Source organism: Palleronia aestuarii, from assembly GCF_003253995.1.
Taxonomy (GTDB): Bacteria; Pseudomonadota; Alphaproteobacteria; order Rhodobacterales; family Rhodobacteraceae; genus Palleronia; species Palleronia aestuarii.
In genome coordinates, this window is the sequence record NZ_QKZL01000008.1 from 1 (window position 1) to 24975 (window position 24975).

Annotated in this window: 17 protein-coding genes, 1 tRNA gene and 2 pseudogenes; 7 read left to right on the forward strand and 13 right to left on the reverse strand. The window is 67.1% G+C overall.

Annotated elements, in window-relative coordinates; translation table 11 throughout:
• Nucleotides 1-571: pseudogene (locus LX81_RS10895) on the forward strand (IS5 family transposase); the annotation flags it as partial.
• A gap of 17 nt (nucleotides 572-588) precedes the next feature.
• Here the strand turns inward: LX81_RS10895 and LX81_RS10900 are convergent.
• From LX81_RS10900 to LX81_RS10955, 12 genes and pseudogenes are all read right to left on the reverse strand, one after another.
• Nucleotides 589-711, reverse strand: a pseudogene (locus LX81_RS10900) (transposase); the annotation flags it as partial.
• Nucleotides 712-968: 257 nt separating this feature from the next.
• Nucleotides 969-2102, reverse strand: a complete 1134-nt coding sequence (locus LX81_RS10905) for an SAM-dependent methyltransferase (RefSeq protein ID WP_111537360.1) — start codon at nucleotides 2100-2102, stop codon at nucleotides 969-971.
• Between the two features lie 12 nt (nucleotides 2103-2114).
• Nucleotides 2115-3086 carry a glycosyl transferase family protein gene (locus LX81_RS10910; RefSeq protein ID WP_111537361.1) on the reverse strand — a complete coding sequence of 324 codons (972 nt, stop codon included), beginning with the start codon at nucleotides 3084-3086 and terminating at the stop codon, nucleotides 2115-2117.
• Complete coding sequence (locus LX81_RS10915; RefSeq protein WP_111537362.1) at nucleotides 3083-5683, reverse strand: nitrate reductase; 2601 nt, start codon at nucleotides 5681-5683, stop codon at nucleotides 3083-3085. The genes LX81_RS10910 and LX81_RS10915 overlap by 4 nt, the downstream gene beginning before the upstream one ends.
• Nucleotides 5680-6012 carry a nitrite reductase small subunit NirD gene (nirD, locus tag LX81_RS10920; protein ID WP_111537363.1) on the reverse strand — a complete coding sequence of 111 codons (333 nt, stop codon included), beginning with the start codon at nucleotides 6010-6012 and terminating at the stop codon, nucleotides 5680-5682. Before nirD ends, LX81_RS10915 begins: the two co-directional genes overlap by 4 nt.
• A complete protein-coding gene (gene nirB, locus LX81_RS10925; RefSeq protein WP_111537364.1) occupies nucleotides 6009-8438 on the reverse strand; it encodes a nitrite reductase large subunit NirB in 2430 nt (809 codons plus the stop codon). Before nirB ends, nirD begins: the two co-directional genes overlap by 4 nt.
• 11 nt (nucleotides 8439-8449) lie before the next feature.
• A complete protein-coding gene (locus tag LX81_RS10930; protein ID WP_111537365.1) occupies nucleotides 8450-9382 on the reverse strand; it encodes a GAF domain-containing protein in 933 nt (310 codons plus the stop codon).
• A 5-nt stretch (nucleotides 9383-9387) separates the two neighbouring features.
• The gene (locus tag LX81_RS10935) at nucleotides 9388-11058 is read right to left on the reverse strand and encodes an ABC transporter ATP-binding protein (protein WP_111537476.1); all 1671 of its coding nucleotides are present in this window, start codon (nucleotides 11056-11058) and stop codon (nucleotides 9388-9390) included.
• A gap of 5 nt (nucleotides 11059-11063) precedes the next feature.
• Entirely contained in the window at nucleotides 11064-12140 is a 1077-nt protein-coding gene (locus LX81_RS10940) for an ABC transporter permease (protein ID WP_111537366.1), read from the reverse strand.
• Nucleotides 12141-12220: 80 nt separating this feature from the next.
• On the reverse strand, nucleotides 12221-13588 hold the full coding sequence (locus LX81_RS10945; RefSeq protein ID WP_111537367.1) for a CmpA/NrtA family ABC transporter substrate-binding protein: 1368 nt from the start codon (nucleotides 13586-13588) through the stop codon (nucleotides 12221-12223).
• Nucleotides 13589-13851: 263 nt separating this feature from the next.
• The gene (locus tag LX81_RS10950) at nucleotides 13852-15024 is read right to left on the reverse strand and encodes an ABC transporter substrate-binding protein (protein WP_111537368.1); all 1173 of its coding nucleotides are present in this window, start codon (nucleotides 15022-15024) and stop codon (nucleotides 13852-13854) included.
• Nucleotides 15021-15605 carry an ANTAR domain-containing response regulator gene (locus tag LX81_RS10955; RefSeq protein ID WP_111537369.1) on the reverse strand — a complete coding sequence of 195 codons (585 nt, stop codon included), beginning with the start codon at nucleotides 15603-15605 and terminating at the stop codon, nucleotides 15021-15023. The genes LX81_RS10950 and LX81_RS10955 overlap by 4 nt, the downstream gene beginning before the upstream one ends.
• Nucleotides 15606-15938: 333 nt before the next feature.
• Between LX81_RS10955 and LX81_RS10960 the strand changes: the two genes are divergently transcribed.
• The 6 genes from LX81_RS10960 to LX81_RS10980 all read left to right on the forward strand — a co-directional run bounded on the left by LX81_RS10960 (nucleotide 15939) and on the right by LX81_RS10980 (nucleotide 23101).
• On the forward strand, nucleotides 15939-16982 hold the full coding sequence (locus LX81_RS10960) for a histone deacetylase family protein (RefSeq protein WP_111537370.1): 1044 nt from the start codon (nucleotides 15939-15941) through the stop codon (nucleotides 16980-16982).
• A gap of 22 nt (nucleotides 16983-17004) precedes the next feature.
• On the forward strand, nucleotides 17005-18381 hold the full coding sequence (locus LX81_RS10965) for an aspartate aminotransferase family protein (RefSeq protein WP_111537371.1): 1377 nt from the start codon (nucleotides 17005-17007) through the stop codon (nucleotides 18379-18381).
• Nucleotides 18378-18920, forward strand: a complete 543-nt coding sequence (locus tag LX81_RS23120) for a M20/M25/M40 family metallo-hydrolase (RefSeq protein WP_272939478.1) — start codon at nucleotides 18378-18380, stop codon at nucleotides 18918-18920. The genes LX81_RS10965 and LX81_RS23120 overlap by 4 nt, the downstream gene beginning before the upstream one ends.
• Nucleotides 18921-18958: 38 nt before the next feature.
• A complete protein-coding gene (locus LX81_RS23125; protein ID WP_272939481.1) occupies nucleotides 18959-19606 on the forward strand; it encodes a M20/M25/M40 family metallo-hydrolase in 648 nt (215 codons plus the stop codon).
• 92 nt (nucleotides 19607-19698) lie between these two features.
• A tRNA-Leu gene (locus LX81_RS10975) sits at nucleotides 19699-19784 on the forward strand.
• 134 nt (nucleotides 19785-19918) lie between these two features.
• Complete coding sequence (locus LX81_RS10980) at nucleotides 19919-23101, forward strand: DEAD/DEAH box helicase (protein WP_111537372.1); 3183 nt, start codon at nucleotides 19919-19921, stop codon at nucleotides 23099-23101.
• Nucleotides 23102-23117: 16 nt separating this feature from the next.
• Here LX81_RS10980 and LX81_RS10985 read toward each other — a convergent pair whose 3' ends face one another.
• The gene (locus LX81_RS10985) at nucleotides 23118-24485 is read right to left on the reverse strand and encodes a flavin monoamine oxidase family protein (RefSeq protein ID WP_170133919.1); all 1368 of its coding nucleotides are present in this window, start codon (nucleotides 24483-24485) and stop codon (nucleotides 23118-23120) included.
• Nucleotides 24486-24975: the final 490 nt, after the last annotated feature.

Here is a 24975-nt window from a genome sequence, read left to right on the forward strand (position 1 = left end):
CATGGAAGGGTTGGCAGCCGAGGGCGCGGAACGGAAGACGATCATGATCGACGCAACTTATCTCAAGGCACATCGCACGGCTTCCAGCCTGCGGTTGAAAAAGGGGGGCGTGGCAGGCTGATCGGACGGAGTTCGAGGATCAGGAGACGATCCAGTGGATCGTTTCCCCGAGGACGGCGGGATGAACACGAAGCTTCACGCCATCACCGACAGTATCGGGCGCCCGATACGGTTCTTCATCACAGCCGGACAAGTCAGCGACTATACCGGAGCCAGGGCTTTGGTGGGTAGTTTGCCGGCGGCCGACTGGCTGCTCGGAGATCGCGGATATGACGCGGACTGGTTCCGCGAAGACCTTGTACACAAAGGAATAACCCCCTGCATCCCGGGACGGAAGTCGCGCGACAAGCCGGTCCGATATGATAAACGCCGCTACAAGCGCCGCAGCAGGATCGAGATCATGTTCGGGCGCCTAAAGGATTGGCGCCGCGTCGCCACTCGCTACGATCGGTGCCCGAAGGCTTTCTTGTCAGCGATCGCCCTCGCAGCAACCGTCTTGTTCTGGCTCTAACTTAATGAGTCTGCAGCCTAAGTCCGGCCATTGATTAAGCTTTCGACAAGGCCGACGGTGAGACGAAGCGGAAGGCCGAACAGGTCCTTCGACGTCGAGCAGGTTTGAACAGCAATGTCACTCAAGGGATTGAGGTGCCCGCGCTTGCCGGTTCCAGACGCATGCTACGCAATCTTTCGGTTGAACCAGACTACAGGGTGCCAGGTCGTCCCTGCGAGGCATCGGGCTCGGACCAGCTCGCCTCGCGGTAGCGGATGCTGTCGGCTTCAGCATGCGACCGACCTACAGGATTGTCGAACGGACTCCCTCACAACAGCACGTGCGACAAGCCAGACTTCCATGCCTGCCACCGCCTTTCTTTAAAGTAGACGCGATCCGCTCGTCCCTGAATTTGCCGTCAGCGCCAGGGCTGATGAGCGCTCCATGCCACGTCGGGGAGTACACCTTCTTCCTTGTGGAGCGCGGCGGCATGTTTCGTCGCGCTGCGCGTTTTGAGCGGTCGCCCAATTGTGGTTCTAGAGATGCGAGACGCCGCAACCCCGGGGACAATCTCGATCGCGATTCCCGCAGTACGTGCGACGTCGAGTTCCTGGCCGAGGCGATCGAGATCCGCCGGGTCGCCTGATTTCAGGCGGACGACGCGACGGCCCTTGCGGGCCTCGGCGATGACGACCGCATCGATCCGCTCCTGCGGCCAAGCACGAATGCCAACTGCCTTGCCCACGAAGACGCGCTCGGCGTCGCGGCGGGCGAGTTCCATCACGTCCGGGTCGTCGAGCCGGTCATGGAAGATCACGTCGGCTTCCTGAAGGCGCGCGACGGCGCGCAGCGTCAGCAGATCGCGGGCCCCGGGGCCCGCGCCGATATAGGCGACGGAGCCGGCAGAAAGTGCATCGGGCGCGCGGCCGGCCTCGAGAGCCTGCTTGACGAGGCGCGCGGCGTCGCGCTCCGCACCACGGATCCAGGCGGTACGCGGATCGCCCGAGAACACCCAGCGCCAGAAGGCGCGCCGGCCCTCGCGCGGCACCCGTGCCGCGACACCGGCGCGCAGGCGACCTGCGAACGCGGCGAGGCCGCCGAGAGAGGGCGGCAGCAGGCGCTCGACCTCGGTCTTGATCTGCCGGGCGAGCACGGGGGCGGTGCCTTCGGTGCCGATGGCCACGACCACGGGGTCGCGGTCCACGATCGACGGTGTCGTCAGGTCACAGAGCGCCGGCTGGTCGACCACGTTTACCGGGCAACGTGCTGCGCGGGCGAGGTCCGACAGGCTGGCGTCGAGCCCAGGGCAGCCCGTCGCGATGAAGCCCATCGCCGCGCCCTCGAAGAGGGTAGAGGTGACCGGGCCGGGCACGTGGCAGGCCCGCCCCGATTTCACCAGCGCGGCCAGTTCCGCGTCGAGAGCGGGCGCGACGAGGACGAGTTGCGCATCGGTCTTCGTCAGGAGCCGCGCCTTTTGAGCGGCCTGTTCGCCTCCGCCCGCGATCACCACGCGGCGGCCAGTGGTACGGATGAACATGGGAAAGCTCTGCATGGACGTCTCCGGTCAGGCGGCGATATGTCGATTTCGCGCGTCCCAGAGCGCGCGCGCGGTGCGGTGCGGGGCATCGACGCCCGCCGCGTCGAGGGCGAGGGCGGCGGTCGACAGGATGATGGCTTCGGCGAACGGGTGCTGAAGCGTACCGCTCCAGATCTCCGCCAGCGCCTGTGGGTCCGACGGGGCATCGGCGAGACGCCTGTGACCGGCGGTGACATGCGGCGCCGTTCCGGTCCAGCGTCGCCCGTCGCGCAGTCCGAAGAGCGCGATGTCTTTGCCGGGATGGTGCTCGAACTCGCCGCCACCGCCCTTCAGTACGCTGAGCCGGTCGAGGCCCAGCAGCGCGCCGGCATCGGCCTGAAGCTCCCGGTAGGGTGGATGGAAAACACCTTGTACCGCGGCGTGGGCGCCTCCCGGGTTCAGCATTCGGCAGACCGTGTTGATGCAGGAGCGCAGACCAAGCGTATCGCGCAGGCGGAGCAAGTTCATGAGGCCGGGCGCCAGCGCCTCGAGAGGCAGGTAGGCGATACCGTCATGGGCCAGATCCCGGGCCGCGCCCGTCGGGTCCCGGGCCACGCGCAGGCCGATCATCGGAAGGGTTGTGCGGACGGAGGCGCCGCGCGACTGGTGACTGTTCCAGCCGTGAAGCAGCACCGGTACGCCCGCGGCCGCCACCAGCCTCGCAGAGAGCAGGAACCACGGCAGGCCACGGGTGCGTCCCGCGGCGTAGCACGGCCAGTCGAGCCCGGGGCGCGTTCCGACCCATTCACCAAGCGATGCCTTGGCGGCCGCGGCAAAGCCCGCGATCTCCTGCGCGGTTTCTCCCTTCATCCGCATCAGCATCAGGATCGCACCGATCGCCTCCGGTGCCGCATCGTGGGCAAGCATCGCCGTCATCGCGGCGCGGGCCTCGTCTTGATCGAGCGACCGCGCGCGGCCCTGCCCGCGGCCGAGGATCTGTACGAAGGGGGCGAGGGTCATTCCGCGGCCACGCGGGCTTGCGCGGCGGTGAGCAGCGCCGCGATCTCGGGGCGGCACGAGCCGCAATTCGTGCCCGCGGACAGCGCCGCGCCGACGGCTTCGACGGTGAGCAGGCCGTCCGTTTCGATCGCGGTGACGATGGTGTTCATCCCCACGCCGAAACACGAACAGAGGACCGGCCCGGGATCGGGTCGGTCGGCAGGGGCGCGGCCCGTCAGCGTGTCGGTTTCGGGCAACGTGGTCAGGTGATCGCGCATCACACCCACGGGCTGCGGCGCGATGAAGAGCGCGGCGGCGACGCGTCCCTCGACCCGCATCGCGATCCGCGCGATGCCGCGGGCCGGATCACTCATGATTTGCGCGTCGGCATCGGGAAGGGCGAAGAGGGCACGTGCGGCGGCCTCCCAGTCTGCGGGAGCGTTGCGGCCTGCGAGTTCCGCCCGCCAGCCGTTCGGGCTGCGCGCAACGGCCCAGTACTCGCAGGCAGGCGCCATCGGCCCGGCGGAGACGGCGAAGCCGTACCAGGCGGCCGCGAAGGGACGCGCCGCGCAGATCGTTGCCTTGCTTTCCGGCTGTCCCGAAATCGGATCTGTCGCCGCGGCCACCATCGCGTCGATCCGGCCCGAGGGGGCGGTCTCCGCGGACCAGTGCATCGGTGAGAAGAGCGTACCCGGCTGCACCGCGTCCGTAATCGTGGCGCGCAGGATTGCGCTTCCTGTGGGGGACGACACTTCGACCAACGTGTCCGGCGCGATGTGAAGGCGGTCCGCGTCTTCGGGATGGATCTCCACAAAGGGTTCGGCGAGGTGGGCCGAAAGCCTGGCGGAGCGGCCGGTGCGCGTCATCGTGTGCCAATGGTCGCGTACCCGCCCGGTATTCAGGCGGAATGGATAGCGCGGTTCCGTCTTGCCTACAGGCTCGGACCAATGCACGGGGATCATCCGCATCTTTCCATCCGCATGGAAGGCCAGGCCGTCGGCGAAGAAGCGACCCCCGCGGCGCGCGGCGACCGGCCACCGTGTGGGAGCGAGAGCGTCGTAATCGGCATCGGTCAGGTCCGCGAGACCGGAGATGTCGAAGTCGCGCCCGAGACCGCCGGCGATCCCCGACAATGCGGCGTGTTCGCGAAAGATTTCGGACGGACCGACATAGTCGAAGGCGTGGGCGTGACCCATGCGGGTCGCCACCTGCGCGATGTGCCACCAGTCGGGTTTCGCCTGTCCCGGCGGGGTGAGGGCCGCGCGCTGGCGCGAGATCGTCCGATCGGAATTGGTGACCGTGCCGTCCTTCTCGGCCCAGGCCGCGGCGGGCAGCAGGACGTCGGCGAGCCGCGCCGTATCGGTCGCGTTGGTCACGTCGGAAACCACCGTGAACGGGCACTCGGTGATGGCCTCGCGCACCGCATTGGCTTCGGGCAAGGTCGCGGCCGGGTTCGTGTGCATGATCCAGAGCGCCTTGACGCGCCCATCTGCCACCGCGCGGAACATGTCGACGGCCTTGAGGCCCGGAGTGGCGGCAAGGCGTGGCGCAGACCAGAAACCGGCCACGGCCGCGCGATGGGCGGGGTTCTCGATGTCGAGATGGCAGGCGAGCGTGTTCGCCAGCCCCCCGACCTCGCGCCCACCCATCGCGTTGGGCTGGCCGGTGACGCTGAACGGGCCCATGCCCGGCTTGCCGATACGGCCCGTGGCGATATGGCAGTTGAGAATGGCGCTCACCTTGTCGGTTCCGCACGTGGACTGGTTCACGCCTTGGCTGAAGACGGTGACCACGCGCTCGGTCCCGATCCACAGGCGGCAGAAGCTTTCGACGAGATCGGGAGCGAGCCCGGTAGGCGCGATGTCGGCCGAGCGCGCCGCGGCAAGCGCGGCGTCGAAGCCGGTCACGCTTGCGATGTAACCGTGATCGACCGCGTCCGCTTCGTGGATTGCCGCAAGGAGCCGATTGAAGAGCGCCACATCCGAGCCGATGGCAAGGGGCAGGTGCAGGTCCGCGCCGTTGCAGCTGGCGGTCCGACGCGGATCCACGACCACGATCTTCGTGCCGCGCGCGGCCTTGGCGGCCAGGACACGCTGATGGAGAACGGGGTGACACCACGCGAGGTTCGAACCGACCAGCACAACTAGGTCGGCGTCGTCGAGATCCTCGTAGGTACCGGGCACCGTGTCGGTGCCGAAGGCGCGTCTATGACCTGCGACCGTCGACGCCATGCAGAGCCGCGAGTTGGTATCGATATTGGCGGTGCCGACGAAGCCCTTCATGAACTTGTTGGCGAGGTAGTAATCCTCGGTCAGCATCTGCCCCGAGGCGTAGAAGGCCACGCTGTCCGGGCCGTGGGTCGCGACGGTGTCCGCGAAACGGCGCGCCACGTGGTCGAGCGCGGTTTCCCAGTCGGTCTGGCGCCCACCGATCCGCGGGGCGAGCAACCGGCCTTCGGTTCCGACCGTCTCGGCCAGCGCCGATCCCTTGGAGCAGAGCCGCCCCCGGTTGGCCGGGTGGTGCGGATCGCCGCGCACCTGCAATCCGTCCGCCCCGGGTGCAAGGATCACCCCGCAACCCACCCCGCAATAGGGACAGGTCGAGCGGACCTCGCTCATGCCGCGCTCCGCCTGTCGATGGCGTCGCCGTCGATCAGGATGCGGCCATCCTCGATCCGGACGGGATATGTCGCGATGCGCCCCTGGTCGGCACCCTGCGCCTCGCCGGTTTCGAGCGACCAGACCCAGTTGTGCAGCGGGCAGGTCACCTTGCGGTCGTGGACGATCCCCTCGCTGAGCGGTCCACCCTTGTGCGCGCATGTATTCGAGGTGGCGAAGATCTCGGTTTCGGTGGTGCGGAAGAGCGCGATGCAGCCCGCATGCGTCTTCACCAGGCGCGCGCCGCGAACCGGAACATCGCCCAATGCGCCAATGTCGATCCAGCTCATTCCGCGGCCTCCAGCGTGAGATCCGCGATGGGCGCGAAGCTCCGCGCGGTCTCGCGGGCGGTGTGCTGCGCCCAGGGGTCCGTCTGGTAGATGGTCTGGCTGAGATCGAACCGTTCCACCAACGCGCTGCGCGTCGCGGGATCGGACAGCGTGTCTATCACCCAGTCGAGTCCGACCTTAGCGAGCCACTTGTAGGGTCGGTCGAGATATTTCGCGTGCTCGCGGTAGAGCTGGACGAAGGCCACCGTCCACTCGACCGTTTCGTCCTCGGTCGCGACCTTGGCAAGGCGCTCGACTTCCCTCACATCCATGCCCGCCGCACCGCCGACGCCGATCTCGTAGCCGCTGTCGACGCAGACGATGCCCACGTCCTTGCATGTCGCCTCCGCGCAGTTGCGTGGGCAGCCCGAGACGGCGAGCTTGACCTTGTGCGGCGTCCATGACCCCCAGAGCCGTTTCTCGAGGCGGATGCCGAGACCGGTGCTGTCCTGTGTGCCGAACCTGCAATGATCGGTTCCGACACAGGTCTTCACGGTGCGCAGACCCTTGGAATAAGCATGTCCCGACACCAGACCGGCGGCGTTGAGGTCGGCCCAGATGGCGGGCAGGTCTTCTCCCTTCACCCCCAGGAGGTCGATCCGCTGCCCGCCGGTGACCTTGACCGTGGGCACGTCGTATTTCTCGGCGGCATCGGCGATGGCGCGCAGTTCGGACGCGCTCGTGATCCCGCCCCACATGCGGGGCACGACCGAAAAGGTCCCGTCCTTCTGGATGTTGGCGTGTTTGCGCTCGTTGACGAAACGGCTCTGCGGGTCGTCGTGATACTCCAGCGGCCAGTCCGCCAGCAGGTAGAAGTTCACCGCCGGGCGGCAGACGTGGCAGCCGTTCGGCGTGCGCCAGCCGAGTTCCTGCCAGACGGCAGGCTGCGACTTCAGTTCGCGGCTCTTGATGAGGCGGCGCACGTCCTCGTGGCTGAGATCGGTGCAGCCGCAGACGGGCTGGGCCGCGGTGATCGTGAACGCGTCACCCAGGGTGGCGGCGAGCACCTGTTCGACGAGGCCGGTGCAGGTGCCGCACGAGGCGCTGGCCTTGGTCGCGCCGCGCACGGCGCCGAGGTCCGTCGCGCCGCCTTCGATGGCCTCGATGATCCGACCCTTGCAGACGCCGTTGCAGCCGCAGATCTCTGCATCAGCCGGCAAGGCTGCAACGGCGGCCAAAGGGTCCTGCACGGACCCTCCCTGGTAGGCGGGCCCGAAGATCAGTGTCTCGCGCATCTCCGCGATGTCGGTCTCGTCACGGATCAGCCCGAAGAACCAATTGCCGTCCGCCGTGTCGCCGTACATCACCGCGCCGACGAGACGGTCGTCCGCCACCACCAATCGCTTGTAGATCCCGCGCGCGGGATCGCGGAAGACGATGTCCTCGCGACCCTGTCCGTCGGAGAAATCGCCGGCGCTGAACAGATCGCAACCGGTGACCTTGAGTTTGGTCGAGAGCTGTTTCGGCGTGAAGGCGGCGGGCTCGTCCAGCAGCGTCGCGGCGAGCACCTTGGCCTGATCGTAGAGCGGGGCGACCAGCCCGAAGAGCTGGCCTGCGAACTCCACGCATTCGCCCACCGCGAAGACGTTCGGGTCGGAGGTTCGCATCTGTGCGTCCACCTCGATGGCGCGACCTACCGTGAGCCCCGACGCCTGGGCGAGCTTGACCGAGGGGCGGATACCCACGGCCATGACCACGAGATCGGCCGGCAGGATCGTACCGTCCTCGAGTTCGACCGCTTCGACGCGGCCCTCGCCCCGGATGCGTGAGGTCGAGGCCTGGGTCATCACGGAAATGCCGCGTCGCTCCAGATCGGCGCGCAGCAGATACCCCGCCGCCGGGTCGAGCTGGCGATCCATCAGATGTCCGGAGAGGTGCAGGACCGTGACCTCCATCCCGCGCAGACGCAGGCCCGCCGCGGCCTCGAGACCGAGGAGGCCACCGCCGATCACCACGGCACGGGTGCCCGGCGGCTGGTCGATCATGCGGTTGGTGTCGTCGAGATCGCGGTAGGAGATCACGCCATCGAGGTCGTGTCCGGGACAGGGGATGATGAACGGATCGGAGCCGGTCGCGATCACGAGCCGGTCGTAGGGTACATCGCCAGTCGCGCCCGTGACCACCTTGCGGTCGCGATCGATGTGCTGGACGCGTTCGCCGAACCGACAGGTCACGCCATGCGCGGCGTACCAATCGTCGTCATGGGTGACGATCTCGGCATAGCTCTTTTCTCCGGAGAGGACCGGCGACAGCATGATGCGGTTGTAATTGCCGCGCGGTTCCGCGTTGAAGAGCGTGACCTCGAACCGCCCCGGCGCGGCCTCGAAAAGATGCTCGAGCAGGCGCCCCGAGGCCATGCCCGCGCCTATGACAACCAAACGTTCCATGATCCCGCTCCTCAGCAATACCAGGCGACCACGTGGGCAAGCTCGCCGCCCCTGTGGATCGGAAGCCCTACCATCATCGCATAGCCGCCGGCCGCGGCCCCGGTCTCGACCACCGGTAGTCCGGTGCCGAGAACGCGGCCCACTGGCCCTTCCCAGACATGGGCCACGCGTTCCTTCCCGGCGTTCTCCGGATCCCAAAGCGGGCCTTCGCGTTCGCAGATGCCGTCGGTCAGCCTCGCCGTCTCGCGGGGGCCGGTCCTGGCGGCGCGCGCGTCCCAGATCTCGAAGCGGCGTGCGATAGGCGTGCCCTTGGCCGAGAGCAGCGTCAGCACATAGGTCGTGCCGCCCGGCACCGGGACGGGAAGGCCGAGACCGGTGGTCAGACCCGCCCGGCCCGCGCTTTCGGATCGCACGAACCTGTAGCCGGAACCCAGATCCCGCATCAGGATCGGCGTGTTCGAGGCCCAGACACCCCCCGGAAGACCTTGGCCACGCGGGAACTGCGTGTGCTGGCTGACCCATTCGAAATGGCTTGCGGCCCCGTAATAGCCGTCGTCGAGGGTCAGGATACCGTCCGCTTCGGCCCAGACCTCGATGGCACCGGTCCGGGTCGCGTCGTCGGCACAAAGAATGACCAGCACCGCTTTCAGCTTCGACCCGGCGAAGACGGGAACCGCGACGGCACTGGTCAGGCCGGCCTCCTTCGCCGCCTCGGTGCGCTTGAAGTAGGAGCCGTCGAATTGCTTCAATACGACAGGGCGCGCCTCGGCCCAAGCCTTGCCCGGCAGACCTTCCCCCTTCGCGAAACTTTCGTCATGCGAAGCGTGCGCGAAGGTGCCATGAGCGCCGTAGACGCCGCCGGACAGTACGAGGCGGCCCTCTTCGGGCACCCAGATCTCGGCGACCTCCACGAAAGTTTTCGTCGCCTCCAGAACCGTGTCCATGGAACTCACTCCGCCGCGATGGCCGTGTCGGCCGGTTTGGGTTTGGGACGCGCGCCATGCTCGTATTCCTCCAGGAAGTTGAGCACCTGTTCGCGGTAGAGATAGTAGTCGGGGTGTTCGAGCAGCGCCTTGCGCGAGCGCGGACGCGGCAGGTCCACATCGACGATCCGCCCGATCGTCGCCTGCGGGCCGTTCGTCATCATCACGACGCGGTCGGCCAGCAGGATCGCTTCATCGACATCGTGGGTGACGCAGATCGCGGTGACCTTGGTGCGGTCCCAGACCTCCATCAGCACCTCCTGCAACTCCCAGCGGGTCAGGCTGTCGAGCATGCCGAAGGGTTCGTCGAGAAGCAGGAGCTTCGGCGACAGCGCAAAGGCGCGCGCAATGCCGACGCGCTGCTTCATCCCGTTCGAAAGCTCCGCGGCGGGCTTGTCCATCGCATCTGCGAGGCCCACCCGTTCGAGGTAGTATTCCACCACGTCCTGCCGCTCGGCGCGGGAGGAGCGGGGATACACCTTGTCGACGCCCACGGCGCAGTTCTCGCGCGCGGTGAGCCACGGAAAGAGCGACGGAGACTGGAACACCACCGCGCGCTCGGGATCCGCGCCCATCACGTGCCGCCCGTCGAGCTTGATCGCGCCCTTGGAAATGTCGTTGAGCCCGGCGGCCATGGTCAGCACCGTGGACTTGCCGCAGCCCGAATGGCCGATGAGCGAGATGAACTCGCCGCGGTTCATCTTGAGATCGAAATTCTCGACCACCGTCAGTGGCCCTTTCGGCGTGGGATAGACCTTGTGGAGCTGGCTGAAGTCGAGGAACCGCTCTTCGATCATGCCGGTCTGTGCCTCCTTCTGCGCCTTGGGTATTCCGTGGATCGGGGTGACGTTCGGCAGCGTCTTCCTTCCCTGCGCCTCGGTCTTGATGCCCACATCCATGAGGTAACCGGTGATATCGGCGCGCAGGCGCTTGAACCCCTCGTGATGGTTCATGGCGCCGCGTTCGCGGGGGCGCGGGATCGTCACGGTGAACTCCCGCCCGAGCGTGCCGTCCGGGGTCAAGGCGACGATCCGGTCGGCCAGCACGATGGCTTCGTCCACGTCGTTGGTGATGAGGACGCAGGTCTGTCTTTCTTCCTGCCAGATCGCCTCGATCTCGTCGGCGAGGTTGGCCCGCGTCAACGCATCGAGCGCCGAGAGTGGCTCGTCCAGCAGCAGCACCTGCGGGTTCATCGCCAGCGCACGCGCCACGTTCACCCGCTGCCGCATCCCTCCCGACAATTCGGCCGGGCGTCGGGTGGCGGCATGGGAAAGGCCCACCATCTTCACGTAGTGCGCAACCTTGGCGTCCTTCTCCTTGGCGGTCAGTTTCGGAAAGACGGTATCGACCGCGAGACGCACGTTTCCGGTCACGGTCAGCCACGGCATCAGGGAGTAGTTCTGGAAGATCACGCCACGCTCCGGGCCGGGTCCGGTGACGGGTTGGCCCTTGAAGGTGACACGACCCGTCGTGGGAGGCTCGAGCCCCGCCATGAGATTGATCAGCGTCGTCTTGCCCGTGCCGGAGAACCCCAGCAGGACGAGGAATTCGCCCTCGGCCACGTCGAGATCGATACCCTTCAGGACCGCGCTGTCGCCGTAGCTCTTCGAGACGTTTTCGAACGAAAGGATACCCATCCCGATCACCGCTGGTTCGTGAAGGTGAAGGCGGCCTGCACCGCGAACATCAGCCGGTCGAGCAGGAAGCCGATGATGCCGATGGTGAAGACGGCGACCATGATCCGCGCCAGGCTCGACGAGCTGCCGTTCTGAAACTCGTCCCAGACGAACTTGCCGAGGCCCGGATTCTGCGCCAGCATCTCGGCCGCGATCAGGACCATCCAGCCGACGCCGAGAGACAGGCGCAGACCGGTGAAGATCAGCGGCAGCGCCGAGGGCAGGACGAGCTTGGTGATCTTGGTCCAGGTGCCCATCTTCAGGACCTTCGAGACGTTCACCAGATCCTTGTCGATCGAAGCGACGCCGAGGGCCGTGTTGATGAGCGTGGGCCAGAGGGAGCAGAGCGTCACCGTGATCGCCGAGACGAGGAACGACTTGGCGAAAAGTCCGTCATTGGTGACGTAGACCGCCGAGACGATCATCGTCACGATGGGCAGCCAGGCGAGCGGGCTCACGGGTTTGAAGATCTGGATGATCGGGTTCAGCGCCGCGTTGGCGGTGGGCGACAGACCGGCTGCGATGCCAAGCGGAACGGCGATCGCCGTCGCGACGAGGAAGCCGAAGAACACCGTCCCGATCGACGTGCGGATCTGCTGATAGAAGGACGGCGCGCCGGTATAGGCGCGTTCCATGGCCTCCTGTCCGTTCGCGATACGACGTTCGTTCAGGGTGGCGAGCTGTTCCTGGAACCGGGCCCGCTGCTCTCCCGTACGCACGGCGTCGGCATGCAGCCCCCGTGCCTCGCTCCAGACCTGCACCGGTCCCGGGACGGCGCCGAGCGAGGTTTGGACCTGCGGCGCCAGCACGCCCCAGAGCGCCAGGAAACCGACGATGGCCAGAAGGGGCACGCCGAGGAGGCGCCAGATCTCCGAAAGTTGCGCCTTGGGGTTGTCGCCCGCAGCGGCCCGCAGGAGCGGTGTGACAAACGACAGGCCGAGGACGTTGAACCACGCGTCGGCCTTGTTGATGCGGGTGAACCAGAGGGCGCGGCGTGCCTCGCGGTGCTGTGCTTCGAGGGCGTTCGGATCGACGGCGGTCATGATGCGTTCCCGAAAAGTGCAGATGGGGTTTCGAAGGCGTCCGGGGGACGGGTGCGCGAATGTCCCGCGCACCCGATCGATCAGCCTTCGACGCCGGAGCCGGTGACGGTCTGGCCATCCTTGAGGCCGATCTCGAGGCTTTCGAGGTATCCGGTCGGATCGCGCCCGTCATAGGCCAGCCCGTCGATGACATCCTCGGCCGGGGTCGGATCCTTGTACCCGTCGGTGTCCCAGGGGAAGCCGTCCTCCGGCGCGAGGCCCTCATCCACCAGCATCCTGGCCGCCTCGAGATAGATGTCGGGGCGATAGACGCTCTCGGCGGTGTCGAAGTACCACTGATCGTCCTTGGCCTCGACGATCTGGCCCCAGCGCCGCATCTGCGTGAGGTACCACACCGCGTCGGAATAGAAGGGGTAGGTGGCGTTGTAGCGGAAGAAGACGTTGAAGTCGGGAACCTCGCGCACGTCGCCCTTCTCGTATTCGAAGGTGCCCGTCATCGAGTTCGCGATGACCTCGGCATCGGCGCCCACGTATTCGGGGCGGGAGAGGATCTCCACGGCCTCCTCGCGGTTGGCGTTGTCGTTCTCGTCGAGCCAGATCGCCGCGCGGATCAGCGCCTTGGTGAGCGCCAGCGTGGTGTTCGGGTTCTCCTCGGCAAACTCGGCGGTGATGCCGAAGACCTTCTCGGGGTTGTTCTTCCAGATCTCGTAGTCGGTGATGACCGGCACGCCGATCCCCTTGAACACCGCTTGCTGGTTCCACGGCTCGCCCACGCAGTAGCCGTGGATCGTTCCGGCCTCGAGCGTCGCCGGCATCTGCGGCGGAGGGGTCACCGACAGCAGCACGTCGGCGCCGATCTGACCGGTGGCGTCGCCATCGCCGTAGAAGCCGGGGTTGAGGCCGCCCGCCGCCAGCCAGTAGCGCAGTTCGTAATTGTGGGTGGAGACCGGGAAGACCATGCCCATCTTGAAGGCCTCGCCCTTCGCGGCGAAGGCCTCGACCACCGGGGACAGGGTCTCGGCCGAGATGGGATGCTGCGGCTTGCCGTCTGCGGACTGGGGGATGTTCGGCTTCATCATCTCCCAGACCTCGTTCGACACCGTGATGCCGTTGCCGTTCAGGTCCATCGAGAAGGGGGTGACGATATGGGCCTCGGTGCCGTATCCGATCGTCGCGGCAAGGGGCTGGCCGGCGAGCATGTGCGCCCCATCGAGCGTGCCGTCGATCACGCCGTCGAGCAGAACCTTCCAGTTGGCCTGCGCTTCGAGCGTGACGAAGAGACCCTCGTCGAGGAAGTACCCCTGCTCGTAGGCGACCGCGAGGGGCGCCATGTCGGTGAGCTTGATGAACCCGAGGGTCAGCTGGTCCTTTTCCAACTCCAGCATCTGTGCGAGGGCGGGGCTGGTGAGGCAGGTGGTGGCGGCGAGGCCGATCAGGAGGTGTTTCATGTCGTCGTTCCATCTTGGGCCGCCGTGGGGCCGGCCAAACACGAAAAAAGCCGCTGACGCACTTCGCCGTTGAGGCGAAGGGTCGAGCGGCTTTGCTCATCGTCCCGGTCGTTCGGGTGTGGGAGTGCGATCGGCCCCGTTGCCTGTCGCACCACCGTCATGCAGTCGTCCGGACGGGAAACGGAAGAGCTTTTTCGTTCGCAACCGCAGGCTGCGCTGCATTGCGGCAGCGAACGGCGCTCCTGCCGACGAAATGGGCAGTATCAGAACACCGGATCGAACGTGCGTCCGTCGAAGAAGCTGTCGCGGAACAGGACCGTATCTCCTCGGGTAGCAGCGACCGGCGAATCGCAGGCCAAGGCCCCTTCAATCCGCGACGAAGCCGCGGGCAGCTCGGCACCCGTATTCTCCAGCGCCGCGCGGTAGAGGTCGCTGCGGAACACCGCGCGGGCGGAGGCTGCGGCCTCGTCGCGGTCGAGCCCCGTACGTGCGGCGAGCTGGCCGCCGATCCACGCCGCCTGGCTGCGCCACGGGAAGTTCGCCTGCCCTGCGTGGAACGCGACGAACCGGGGGGCTGTCTGGGTCTCGCCGGTCCGGGCAAGGATCAGGCGTCCGGACAATCCACGCTCGACAAGCTCCGGCGAGATGTCGAGATGGGTTGGACGCGACAGGAGTTCGGCTGCGAGCGACCGGCCGTCGGCGGTGTCGAGCCAGCGCCCCGCGCGCCAAACCGCACGGATCAGGCGGCTGGACAGGTCCGGATTGGCCTCGGCCCAGTCGCGGCGCACCGCGAGGATCTTTTCGGGTGCGTAGGCCCAGATGGCGCTTCCGGGAAGCAATAGCTCGCCCATTCCGCTCTCGACGGCTTTCGACCCCCAGGGCTCGCCCACGCAGAACGCGTCGATCTCGCCCGCCCGGACCGCGTCGGCCATCAACGGGGGCGGCACGGTACGGACGGAGAGGCTTTGCGGGCTGGGGCGGCCCAGCGCGGAGAGCCAGTAGAAAACGAGTTCGGCATGCATGGAGAACGGGAACGGCACGCCGATCCGCAGCGGCTCGGGCGCTGCCGCGATCAGGGCCTGCCCGGCGGCACGCGCATTGGCGAAATCGAAGGCATGCCCCGCATCCCGCATCCGACGGGCGAGATCCCGACTGACACCCACGACCGTCCCGTTCATCGACAGGACCGACAGCGCGTCGAGGGGAGCTGCCCCGCCACCCAGACCGAGCGCCATGGCCACCGGGACCGGCGCCAGCATGTGGGCCGCCGTCACCTGCCCGAAGGTCAGCGCGTCGCGGGCCGAGGACCACGACGGCGCGCGGTGAAGGTTGAGCGCCAGTCCTTCCTCGGCTGCGAAACCCATTTCCTGGGCGACGAGAAGCGGGGCGGCGTCCAAGAGCGGCATGAAACCGATGTCGATGCCGGACGCCTTCATTCCAGCAATCTCGCGGCCGTGATCAGCGCTTCGGCCACATCGGCGACGCGGCGGCCCTGGTCCATCGCCGTGCGGCGCAAGAGGGCGTAGGCCTCGTCCTCGGGAAGACCACGGGCGCGCATCAGGAGACCCTTGGCCCGGTCGATCACCTTGCGCTCCTCGAGGGCGCGCTTGGTCTCGGCCAGTTCCGTACGCATTCGCGCCATCAGGCGGAACCGCGCGATGGCCGCGTCGAGCACGGGCTTCACCCGCGTGCGTGTCAGGCCGTCGACGACGTAGGCCGACAACCCCGCCTCGATCGCCGCGGTCGACAGCCCCTCCGCGCTGCGTTCGACGAAGAGCGCCACGGGCCGGTCGAGCGGTCCCGTCGCAAGGGTCAATTCCTCGATGATGTCACGGGACGGATCGGCGACGTCGATCAGCACGACGTCCGGATTGACCTTGGCGATCTGTCGCGCCAGCGCGGCGCGCTCGGCGATGATGTGAACCCGATAATCGGCGTTGTCGGTCAGGGCGTCGACGATGAAACGGGCCCGTTCGGGATCGGGTTCAACGACGACGATTGTGAGCGGTTCGAGCATGGAGCCACTTAGATCGAACGCGAGGGGCGACCGTGAGATGGTTTCGCGCGGAGAGGACGATCAATGTCCGCACTGCAATAAAAATCGCCTGCGCGGAGGAAGGGTGCCCATCCTTTGAACAAGCGAGGCGTGACGCCAATGGCCTCTGTCCGATGCGCGTTCCGCTCCTCGCTATTGCCTCACGACGTGTCGAAGAGATTTGTCGACAATCGACAGATAGCAGGTTAGGCTTTTGCGAAAGGCGTGTGGGAACCCCGCGATCGGGACCGTATGGTTGCGATGTCGAGAGTGATCGCACTCCCGGCGACGCCTTCGACCTGAACAGGGCACGACATGAGATGCTTCTATGCGGCCGCCACCGAGCGGCACGATCCGAAATTCCGCCTGACCCACGGGACGATCCTGCCGAACGCGGAGCAAGCGGAGCGGGCGCATCTGCTCCTCGCCGGGCTCGAACGGGCAGGGCTTTCCACCGAGGAGCCGCCCGAAGTACCGCGAGCGGCATTCGAGACCGTCCATTCCGCGCGCTTCCTCGACTTTCTCGAAACCGGCTGGGACGAGTGGCAGAAACTGCCCGGCGCGGGTCCCGAGATCGTTCCGAACGTATTCGCGCAGCGCGATTGGGCCGCCTATCCCGAAAGCATCGTCGCACGGGCGGGGTGGCACCTGGGCGATACGTCCGCGCCCATCGGCGCGCATAGCTGGGAGGCGTCGCGGCGCGCGGCCGATTGCGCGGTGGCGGCCGCCGATACGGTCGCCGCGGGGCAGGGGCCGGCCTATGCGCTCTGCCGTCCGCCGGGCCATCATACCGACCGGGAAACGGCGGCGGGGCATTGTCTCATGAACGTCGCGGCGATCGCGGCCGAACGCCTGCGCGAACGTCACGAGCGCGTGGCGATCCTCGACATCGATGTCCATCACGGCAACGGGACCCAGCGGATCTTCTACGACCGAAGCGACGTACTCTTCGCCTCGATCCATACCGATCCTGCCGCCTACTACCCTTTCTACCTAGGCTACGAGGCGGAGACCGGGACCGGCGACGGCACCGGCTTCAACCTGAACCTGCCGCTGCCGCAGGGGACCGGGGACGACCCCTGGCTCGCCGCGCTCGACACGGCCCTCGCGCGGATCGCGGAGTTCGATCCCGGTGCGCTCGTCGTGAGCCTCGGGCTCGACGCGCACGAGAACGACCCCTTGAAGGGCATGGCGATCACCTTCGATGGATTCCGGCGCGCCGGAAAGGCCATCGCCGCTGCAAACCTGCCCACGGCATACATCCAGGAGGGGGGATACCTCTCTCCCGATCTCATTACCTCGCTGGCGGAATTCCTGGCGGGCGCACTGGACAATGCGCCCGAGTCTGCTTCAGCCTGACATCGTCAATCGGAGACTTCCCATGAACAAGATATCGAATTCCCTCGCCATCTCGGATCAGGCCCATTCGATCCACCCCTACACGAACATGCGGGCGCATGAGCGCGACGGACCGATGATCATCACCCATGGCAAGGGCGTCCATGTCTATGACAGCGAGGGCCGGGAATATATCGAGGGGCTGGGCGGCCTCTGGTCCGTCGCCGTCGGCTTTTCCGAACCCCGGCTCAGAGAGGCGGCGATGCGTCAGATGGATGCGCTGCCCTACTACCACAGCTTCGCGCACAAGGCGCACGAGCCATCGATCAAGCTTGCCGAGAAGCTCGCGCACATGTCGCCGGGCGACCTGAACCGGGTGTTCTTCACCAATTCCGGGTCCGAGGCGAACGACACCGTCGTCAAGATGGTCTGGTTCATGAACAACGCCCTCGGCCGGCCGGAGAAGAAGAAGTTTCTCGCCCGCCTCAAGGGATATCACGGGATCACGGTCGCGGCGGGCTCGCTTACAGGACTGCCGGCGAACCACAAGGATTTCGATCTGCCGGCGATCCCGGTCACGCACCTGACCTGTCCGCATCACTGGAAGAACGGGCAGGGGGAGTCGGAGGCCGAGTTCACCGCGCGTCTGCTGAAGGAGACCGAGGACACGATCCTCGCGGAAGGTCCGGAGACGATCGCCGCCTTCATCGGCGAGCCGGTCATGGGCGCGGGCGGCGTCATCACGCCGCCGGAGGGCTACTGGCCGGGCATCGCGGCGCTCTGCAAGAAATACGACATCCTGCTCGTGGCCGACGAGGTGATCAACGGGTTCGGGCGGCTCGGTACCACGTTCGGGTGCCAACGCTACGATTTCACGCCCGACATCATGGTCGTCTCGAAGCAGCTCACCTCGTCCTACATGCCGCTGGCCGCGATCATGGTCAGCGAACAGGTCTACGACGCGATCGCCGACAACACCGAAAAGCTCGGGACGTTCGGGCACGGCTATACCGCGTCGGGTCATCCCGTAGCGACGGCCGTGGCGCTCGAGAACCTCGCGATCATCGAGGAGCGCGACCTGATCGGCAACGCCGCGCGGATGGGCGAGCTCATGCAGACGCAGCTGAAGGCGCTCGAGGGAAATCCGATCGTGGGCGAGGTACGGGGCGTCGGTCTCATCGCGGGGATCGAAGTCGGCAAGAAGGACACCGCGGAAGCCATCGGTCCGATGGGTGTCCTCGCGAAGTCGGTCTACATGAACGCCCAGGAGGAGGGCCTGATCTGCCGCAACGTCTATGACACGGTCGCGCTATGCCCGCCCCTGATCGTGACGGAGGACGACATCACCCAGATGGTGGAGCGGCTGACCCGCGCGTTCGACCGCACCGCGGAATGGGCGAAGGCAGAAGGCCACATTTGACTCTCGCGCCCGATATCGATCGATACTGGTCGACGATCGAAGCCTCGGCCCGGATCGGGCCGGGCCGGCCCGGCGGGCTCTCCCGCCTGACCCTGTCGGATGCGGATCGGGACATGCGAGATCTCTTCGTTTCCTGGTGCCGGGATGCGTCCCTGTCCGTGACGATCGACGCGTGCGGAAACATCTTCGCACGGCGGGACGGCCGCGACCCGGACGCCGCGCCCGTCATGATCGGCAGCCACCTCGACACGCAGGTCGATGGCGGCCGGTTCGACGGGATCGCGGGCGTTCTGGCGGGGCTCGAGATCGTCCGCCGTCTCGACGATCTCGACATCGCCACGCATCGCCCGATCGTGGTCGCGAACTGGACGAACGAGGAGGGGGCGCGGTTCTCTCCGCCCATGGTGGCCTCGGGCGCGTTCGTCGGCGCGCACGATCCCGGTTGGGTCCACGACCTCACGGATGACGACGGCAAGCGGTTCGGAGACGAGCTTGCCGCATCGGCTACCTCGGCGACACGCCCTGCGCCGCCGGGCTGATCGACAGCTATTTCGAACTTCATATCGAGCAGGGCCCGATCCTCGATGCCGAGCGGGCCGAGGTGGGGATCGTCACCCATGCCTATGACAGTCACGGGATCCGGGCGCGGTTCACGGGCCGGACGGCCCATACCGGCCCCACGCCCATGGAGGCGCGGCAGAACGCCCTCATCGCCGCGGCGCGTTGGCTCGTCGCGGTCGACGATCTCGGCTGGGCAGAGGCCGCGCAGGACGGCAAGGCGACCGCGGCGAGCCTTCGCGCCTGGCCCAACCGTGCGGGGATCCTGTCCGATTTCGCGGAGGCCGTCTGCGACGTGCGCCATCCCGATCCCGCCGCGGCGCGGGTCATGCGTGAGACGATGCGGCGAAGCTTGCACGCAGCCGCGGCCCATGCGGGTTGTACCGCGACGATCGAGGACGAATGGAGCTGGGGCGGGGCGATTTTCGACGCGGACCTCACGGAGCTCTGCCGTCGTCACGCCGCGCCATATCGCTGGCGCGACATCGCGAGCCAGGCGGGCCACGATGCCTATCACCTCTCCGCGCATTGTCCGACCGCGATGATCTTCACACCCTGCCGCAACGGGATCACCCACAATCACGAGGAAAGCTGCGACCCCGACGATCTCGCTCCTGGCCTCGCCGTTCTCCTGAACGCGGTGGTCGAGAGAGCCGTCGTCGCCTGATCGGGGGCAAGGCCCGAGGATCGTCGCGTCACCACCGGCATTTTCGCATTGCGGAGCGGTCGTGCATGACTAGCATCGGCCCCCATTCGCCGGCGGGCGTGATGGAATGGTAGACATATCAGACTTAAAATCTGTGGGCCGAAAGGCCGTGTGGGTTCGAGTCCCACCGCCCGCACCACGCAACTTCACCTCGTATCCGTTCTCGCGGACTTGTTGGTGCGGGGGCGAATGATCCTCAGACCCCGGGTGGCGGAATGCCGCGGAACCGCGACGGCGGGTTGCCGTTTGCCCTCCATTCCGTGGAGGGCTTAGATGGCAGACATTTCGCCGGCAGGAGGCGAGGCCATCCGGCTTCTCCGCGCCGTCAGGGATCACGAGACGAACCGGGCGATCTATGTCGCGCGAAACGCAGAACGTGCGGCGGAAATCTTCCGCTTCCTCTCCGTGATCGCGCCCGATCTCGGTGCCGTTCTTCTGCCCCGCTGGGACTGTCTCCCCTACGATTGGGCCTCCCCCGGCACCGGTATCATGGGACGCCGCCTCGCCGCGCTTCGCCGGATCGAGGAGGATGGCCCGGTCCTCGTTCTGACCTCGCCAGCAGGGCTCCTGCAGCGGGTCCTGCCTGCCGATGCGCTCGATCACCGCTCCCTGGCCTGCGGCACAACGTTCGATGTCGACGCCTTTCAGGCCTGGGCCTTGCGGAACGGGTACGCCCAGGAGGAGCGCGTCGGAGAACCGGGTGATCTGGCGATCCGCGGATCCGTCATCGACATCTTTCCCGCAGCGGCCGACGCGCCTGTCCGTTTCCATCTCGAGGACGGCAAGATCACGGAGATGAAGTCCTTCGATCCGGTGACGCAGCTCACGGTGGAGACGGTCGATGACGTGCCCGTGGATCCGGCCACCGAACTGCCTCCTCCCGAGGATGCCGAGGCGGGCTGGCCGCGCGGGGAAGAACACTGGCTGCCCGCGCATCGGGAGGGGCTCGTCCCGCTGACCGCGTATCTTCCCGACGCGCCCGTCTTCCTCGCGGAGGCGGTGATTTCCCTGGGCGACCGGTTCGTCGGCTCGCTCGCCACGGCCCGGCGAGAGAGGTCCGACGCCGAGATCGAGGCCGGTACTTCCCGGCGTCCGCTTGAGCCCGATGCGCTCTACCTCGGGCAGGAGGAATGGGAGGCGGTCCGGGATGGCGCGACGCCCGTTTCCACCGAGGGACTGGAAGCCGCGCCCGAAATCGCGGCGGAAAGGCGGCCCCGCGCGGCGCTGGGCGAGGCGATGAAGGAGACGCGATGCGTCCTACTGGCCGGTAGCAACCGCGACGCCAAGCGGATGGCGAGGATGGCAAAACGGTTCGCGGAGGTCGCGGAAGTTTCCGATTGGAAGGCCGCGATGGACGTGCCGGCCGGGCAGGCGGCCCTCCTGCGCGCCCCGCTTCATCGGGGGTTCCGCGACGGCGAGCTTCTTGCCCTGACGTCGCGCGATCTTCTTGGGCACGCCGCGGAAGAGGCCGGTCAAGCGACCGTGGTGCCGCCCTGGCTCGCGGATGCGCAGGACCTGCATCACGGTGATCTGGTCGTCCACGAGGACGAGGGGCTTGGCCGGTTCGAGGGGCTCGAGCCCATCGAGGCGGGCGAGGCGCTGCGGCTCGTCTATGCCGACGACAAGTCCTGTCTCGTGCCGCTGCGTGAAGCGGGGCTCGTCTGGCGCTACGGCCACGATACCGGGGACGTGTCGCTCGACAATCTCGGAAGCGAAAGCTGGAACAAGCGACGGGCACGCTTCGCCCGCAGCGTCCAGAAGACCGCGGCGGCCCTTGCGGAGCGTGCGGAGGCCCGTGCCCGGGAGACGGCGCCCAAGCTCTCTCCCGAGACGCGGGAAATGAAACCCGTCGCCGACAGCTTCCCCCATGCGGAGACGGCCGATCAGAGTGCCGCCATCCGCGCCGTTCTCGACGATCTCGGTTCGGGCAGGCCGATGGACCGCCTCCTCGTCGGCGATGTCGGCTTCGGCAAGACGGAGGTCGCGATCCGCGCGGCGGCCGCTGCGGCGCTGAGCGGTCACCAGGTTGCGATCATCGCCCCCACGACGGTTCTCGCGCGGCAGCATGCCACGACGTTTTCGCGGCGGCTCGGCATGGCCGGGCTGAAGATCGCCTCGCTCTCCCGTCTCTCCAGCAAGTCGGAGGCTGATAAGGTGCGCACGTGCCTCGCGGACGGAACTGTCGATGTCGTGGTCGGCACCCACGCGATCCTCAAGAAAGGAACGGAATTCGCGCGTCTCGGCCTTGTCGTGATCGACGAGGAACAGCGCTTCGGCAAGGCCCACAAGAAGGCGCTGCGCGACCTCGCGAGCGGCGTCCATGTCCTGTCGATGACGGCCACGCCGATCCCGCGCAGCTTGCAGGGGGCGATCGCGGGTCTGCAGGAGTTGAGCCTGCTGACGATCGCGCCCGCGCGACGCCGCCCCGTCCACACCATCGTGACGGAGCGGGCCGACGGGTTGATCCGGGACGCCCTGTCACGCGAGCATCGCCGCGGCGGACAGAGTTTCGTGGTCGTCCCCCGGATAGAGGATATCGAGGCGACCGTCGCGTCCCTGAAAGACCTCGTTCCCAACCTCGACATCCGCATCGCCCACGGCAAGCTCCCGGCCCGCGAGATCGACGAGACGATGACGGGGTTCGCCGAAGGGCGGGGCGACGTGCTTCTGGCCACGAGCCTTATCGAATCCGGGCTCGACGTGCCGCGCGCCAACACGATGGTGGTGCTCCGTCCCGATCTTCTCGGCCTTGCCCAACTCCATCAGCTCCGGGGGCGTGTGGGCCGCAGCGAGCGGCAGGCGCATTGCTGGCTGCTCGTCGATCCCGACGAGGAGGTGACGGAGGAAACCCGTTCTCGGCTCGAGACCTTCGAGGCGGAGGACGGGCTCGGGGCGGGCTTCGCTCTGTCGGTGGCCGATCTCGACCGGCGCGGCGCGGGCGATCTCTTCGGCGATGCGCAAAGTGGGCATGAGGCCCGGATCGGTCCGGCGCTCCATGCGGAGATGCTGGCCTCGGCGCTGCGGCAGGCGCGTGGCGAAGACGATCCGCGTCCGCCGGACCTGACGCTGCCGGACGTGGCCCGTCTGCCCGCCGAGTACGTCCCGCGGGAGGACGTTCGCGCAAGCCTCTATGTGAGGATCGCCCGCGCGCGGACGTCGGACGAGGCGGATCGGCTCGCCGACGAGATCGAAGACCGGTTCGGGCCGTTGCCGAAGGAGGCGGCGATCCTGCTCGAACATGCCGCGATCCGCATCCGCGCGTCTGCGCTCGGCGTCTCGGCAATTTCGGCCGGACCGAAAGCCGTGGCGCTGGACTATGCCGAGAGCAGACGACCCGAGAGCGTGCCGAAGGGTTTCGAGGTCTCTGGCGACCGGGTCGTCGTTCCGGTCGAAGGCGACGACGAGGATGCGCTTTCCCGCATGTCGAGCGCCCTCGAGGGCCTCGATCCGGATTGAGACCTCCGCCGAGCTTTCAGGCGGAGATTGCGAGCGCGTTCGGTGCCGCCACCTCCGCTGCGGCGCGCTGGCCCGAGCGGATCGCGCCCTCGACATACCCCGTCCAGACATCGGACGTTTCCGTCCCCGCCCAGTGGATGGGCCCCACCGGGGCGCTTAGATGCGCCCCGTAGGACGAGAGCACCCCGGGTGGCGCAAAGGCGCCGTAGCACCCCCGCGACCATTCTTCCGCACGCCAGTCCTGATCGAGATAGGCGAGCGGCGTCCGCGCCTGCTCCCCCAGGTGTGCCACGAGGACGTCGATCACGATGCGGCTGCGCTCGCGGCGCGTCATGTCGGCATGGCGGATCGCCTCGTCCCCGTCGAAGAACCCGACGAGAAGGCCCCGCTTCTGTCCGGGAGGAGAGACGTCCATGATCGGCGTCGCTGGCGCCTCGTCACTCAGGATCGTGCCGTTGAGCCCGGCCTCGCGCCAGAACGGGCGGTCGTACATGACCCAGAACTTCAGGGCCGATCCCATCACCAGACGGTCATGCAGCGCCATCTTCGCGCGGGGAAGCTCGGGGGTGAAGGTGATCGTGTCGAGCATCGTGGGCGGAACGGTGACGATCGCGTTGCGCGCGGTCCAGGATCGCGCGCCACTCCGGGCCGTTACGTGGCCGGGGCCCCATTCGATCGCATCGATGGGTGACCTCAGGTGCACGCGCTGACCGAGATCGGCCGCCATCATCCGGCTGAGCTGATGAAGCCCGCCGTGGAAGAGGAGGTTCTGCGCACCTCCCTCGTCGGCGGAGATGAGCACATCGAGCCCTCCCGCCGATTTCAGGTAGTGCAGGAAGAAGAGGAGCGAGATCTGCGAGGGTTCCGCACAGAAGAGCGTCGCCGTGACCGTACGGAACGCGCTCCGCAGCAGGCGATTGCCGATATTCTCGCGGATCCAGCTGTCCACCGTGGTTGCATCGAGCCGCGCCGCATCGGGGTGCGCCCAGGGCCTTGCACAATCCAGAGGCTCCATGAGGCGCCCGAGATGACGCCGCGCGAGGAGATAGCCGATGCCGCCCCGAAGACCGAGAAGCGGGCCCAGTTCCTCGCGCTGACCAAGGCGCTGGCGTCCGCCGAACTGGAAGATCGCCTTGCCGTCGAGATACGTGGGATACGTGCGAACGCGGCGGGTTTCGGCGAGCCGGGCGAGTTCGGTCTGGGACGGCGCCATCCACATGCCGCCGAGATCGACAGGCAGGTCGCCGAGCATTCCGCGCTTTGTCCGCCCACCCACGCGATCACGCGCCTCGAGCACGACGAATGAGCCATCGCCGCGTTTCTCGAGCGTCTCCGCGGCGGACAGTCCGGCAAATCCGGCGCCGATGATCAGCGTTCCGAGCATGATGCCTCCTCCATCGTTGCCGGGCGCCGGACCGGCCCCTTGGGTGCGATCGCCTCGCGGGAGCTGCCGTATCCGCGAAACCCCTAGTATATCGCGCCTTTGGGACATCCGCCCCGCCGTGTCGAGATCCGATCGGGCCCCGAATCGTGGCGCTCTCGAAAGGCTATTCTAATAGAGCCCGCAAGGATTCGGACGTCGCATGCCGAAAGGCGGCGTCGGATTGCCAATTTCCCTTCGCTGACCGCACATTCGGGCGCCATGTTGCGTGAAGTTTGGACCGATCAAGCCGGATCCCGCGGGCCTGCCCCTTCCCCGAGCGGTACGCTCCACGCCGTTCGCCCCGCTGCACGGAAGATTACAGCGAGCGAGGCGGATTGCGAAGGATAACGGAATCGGCCGATCCTGCCGTGCGACCGGGATCGGCAGACCGGTCGGATGAAAGATGACAACCGGCCCCGGACAAGTCGGCGGGACACACTACTTGCCGTTT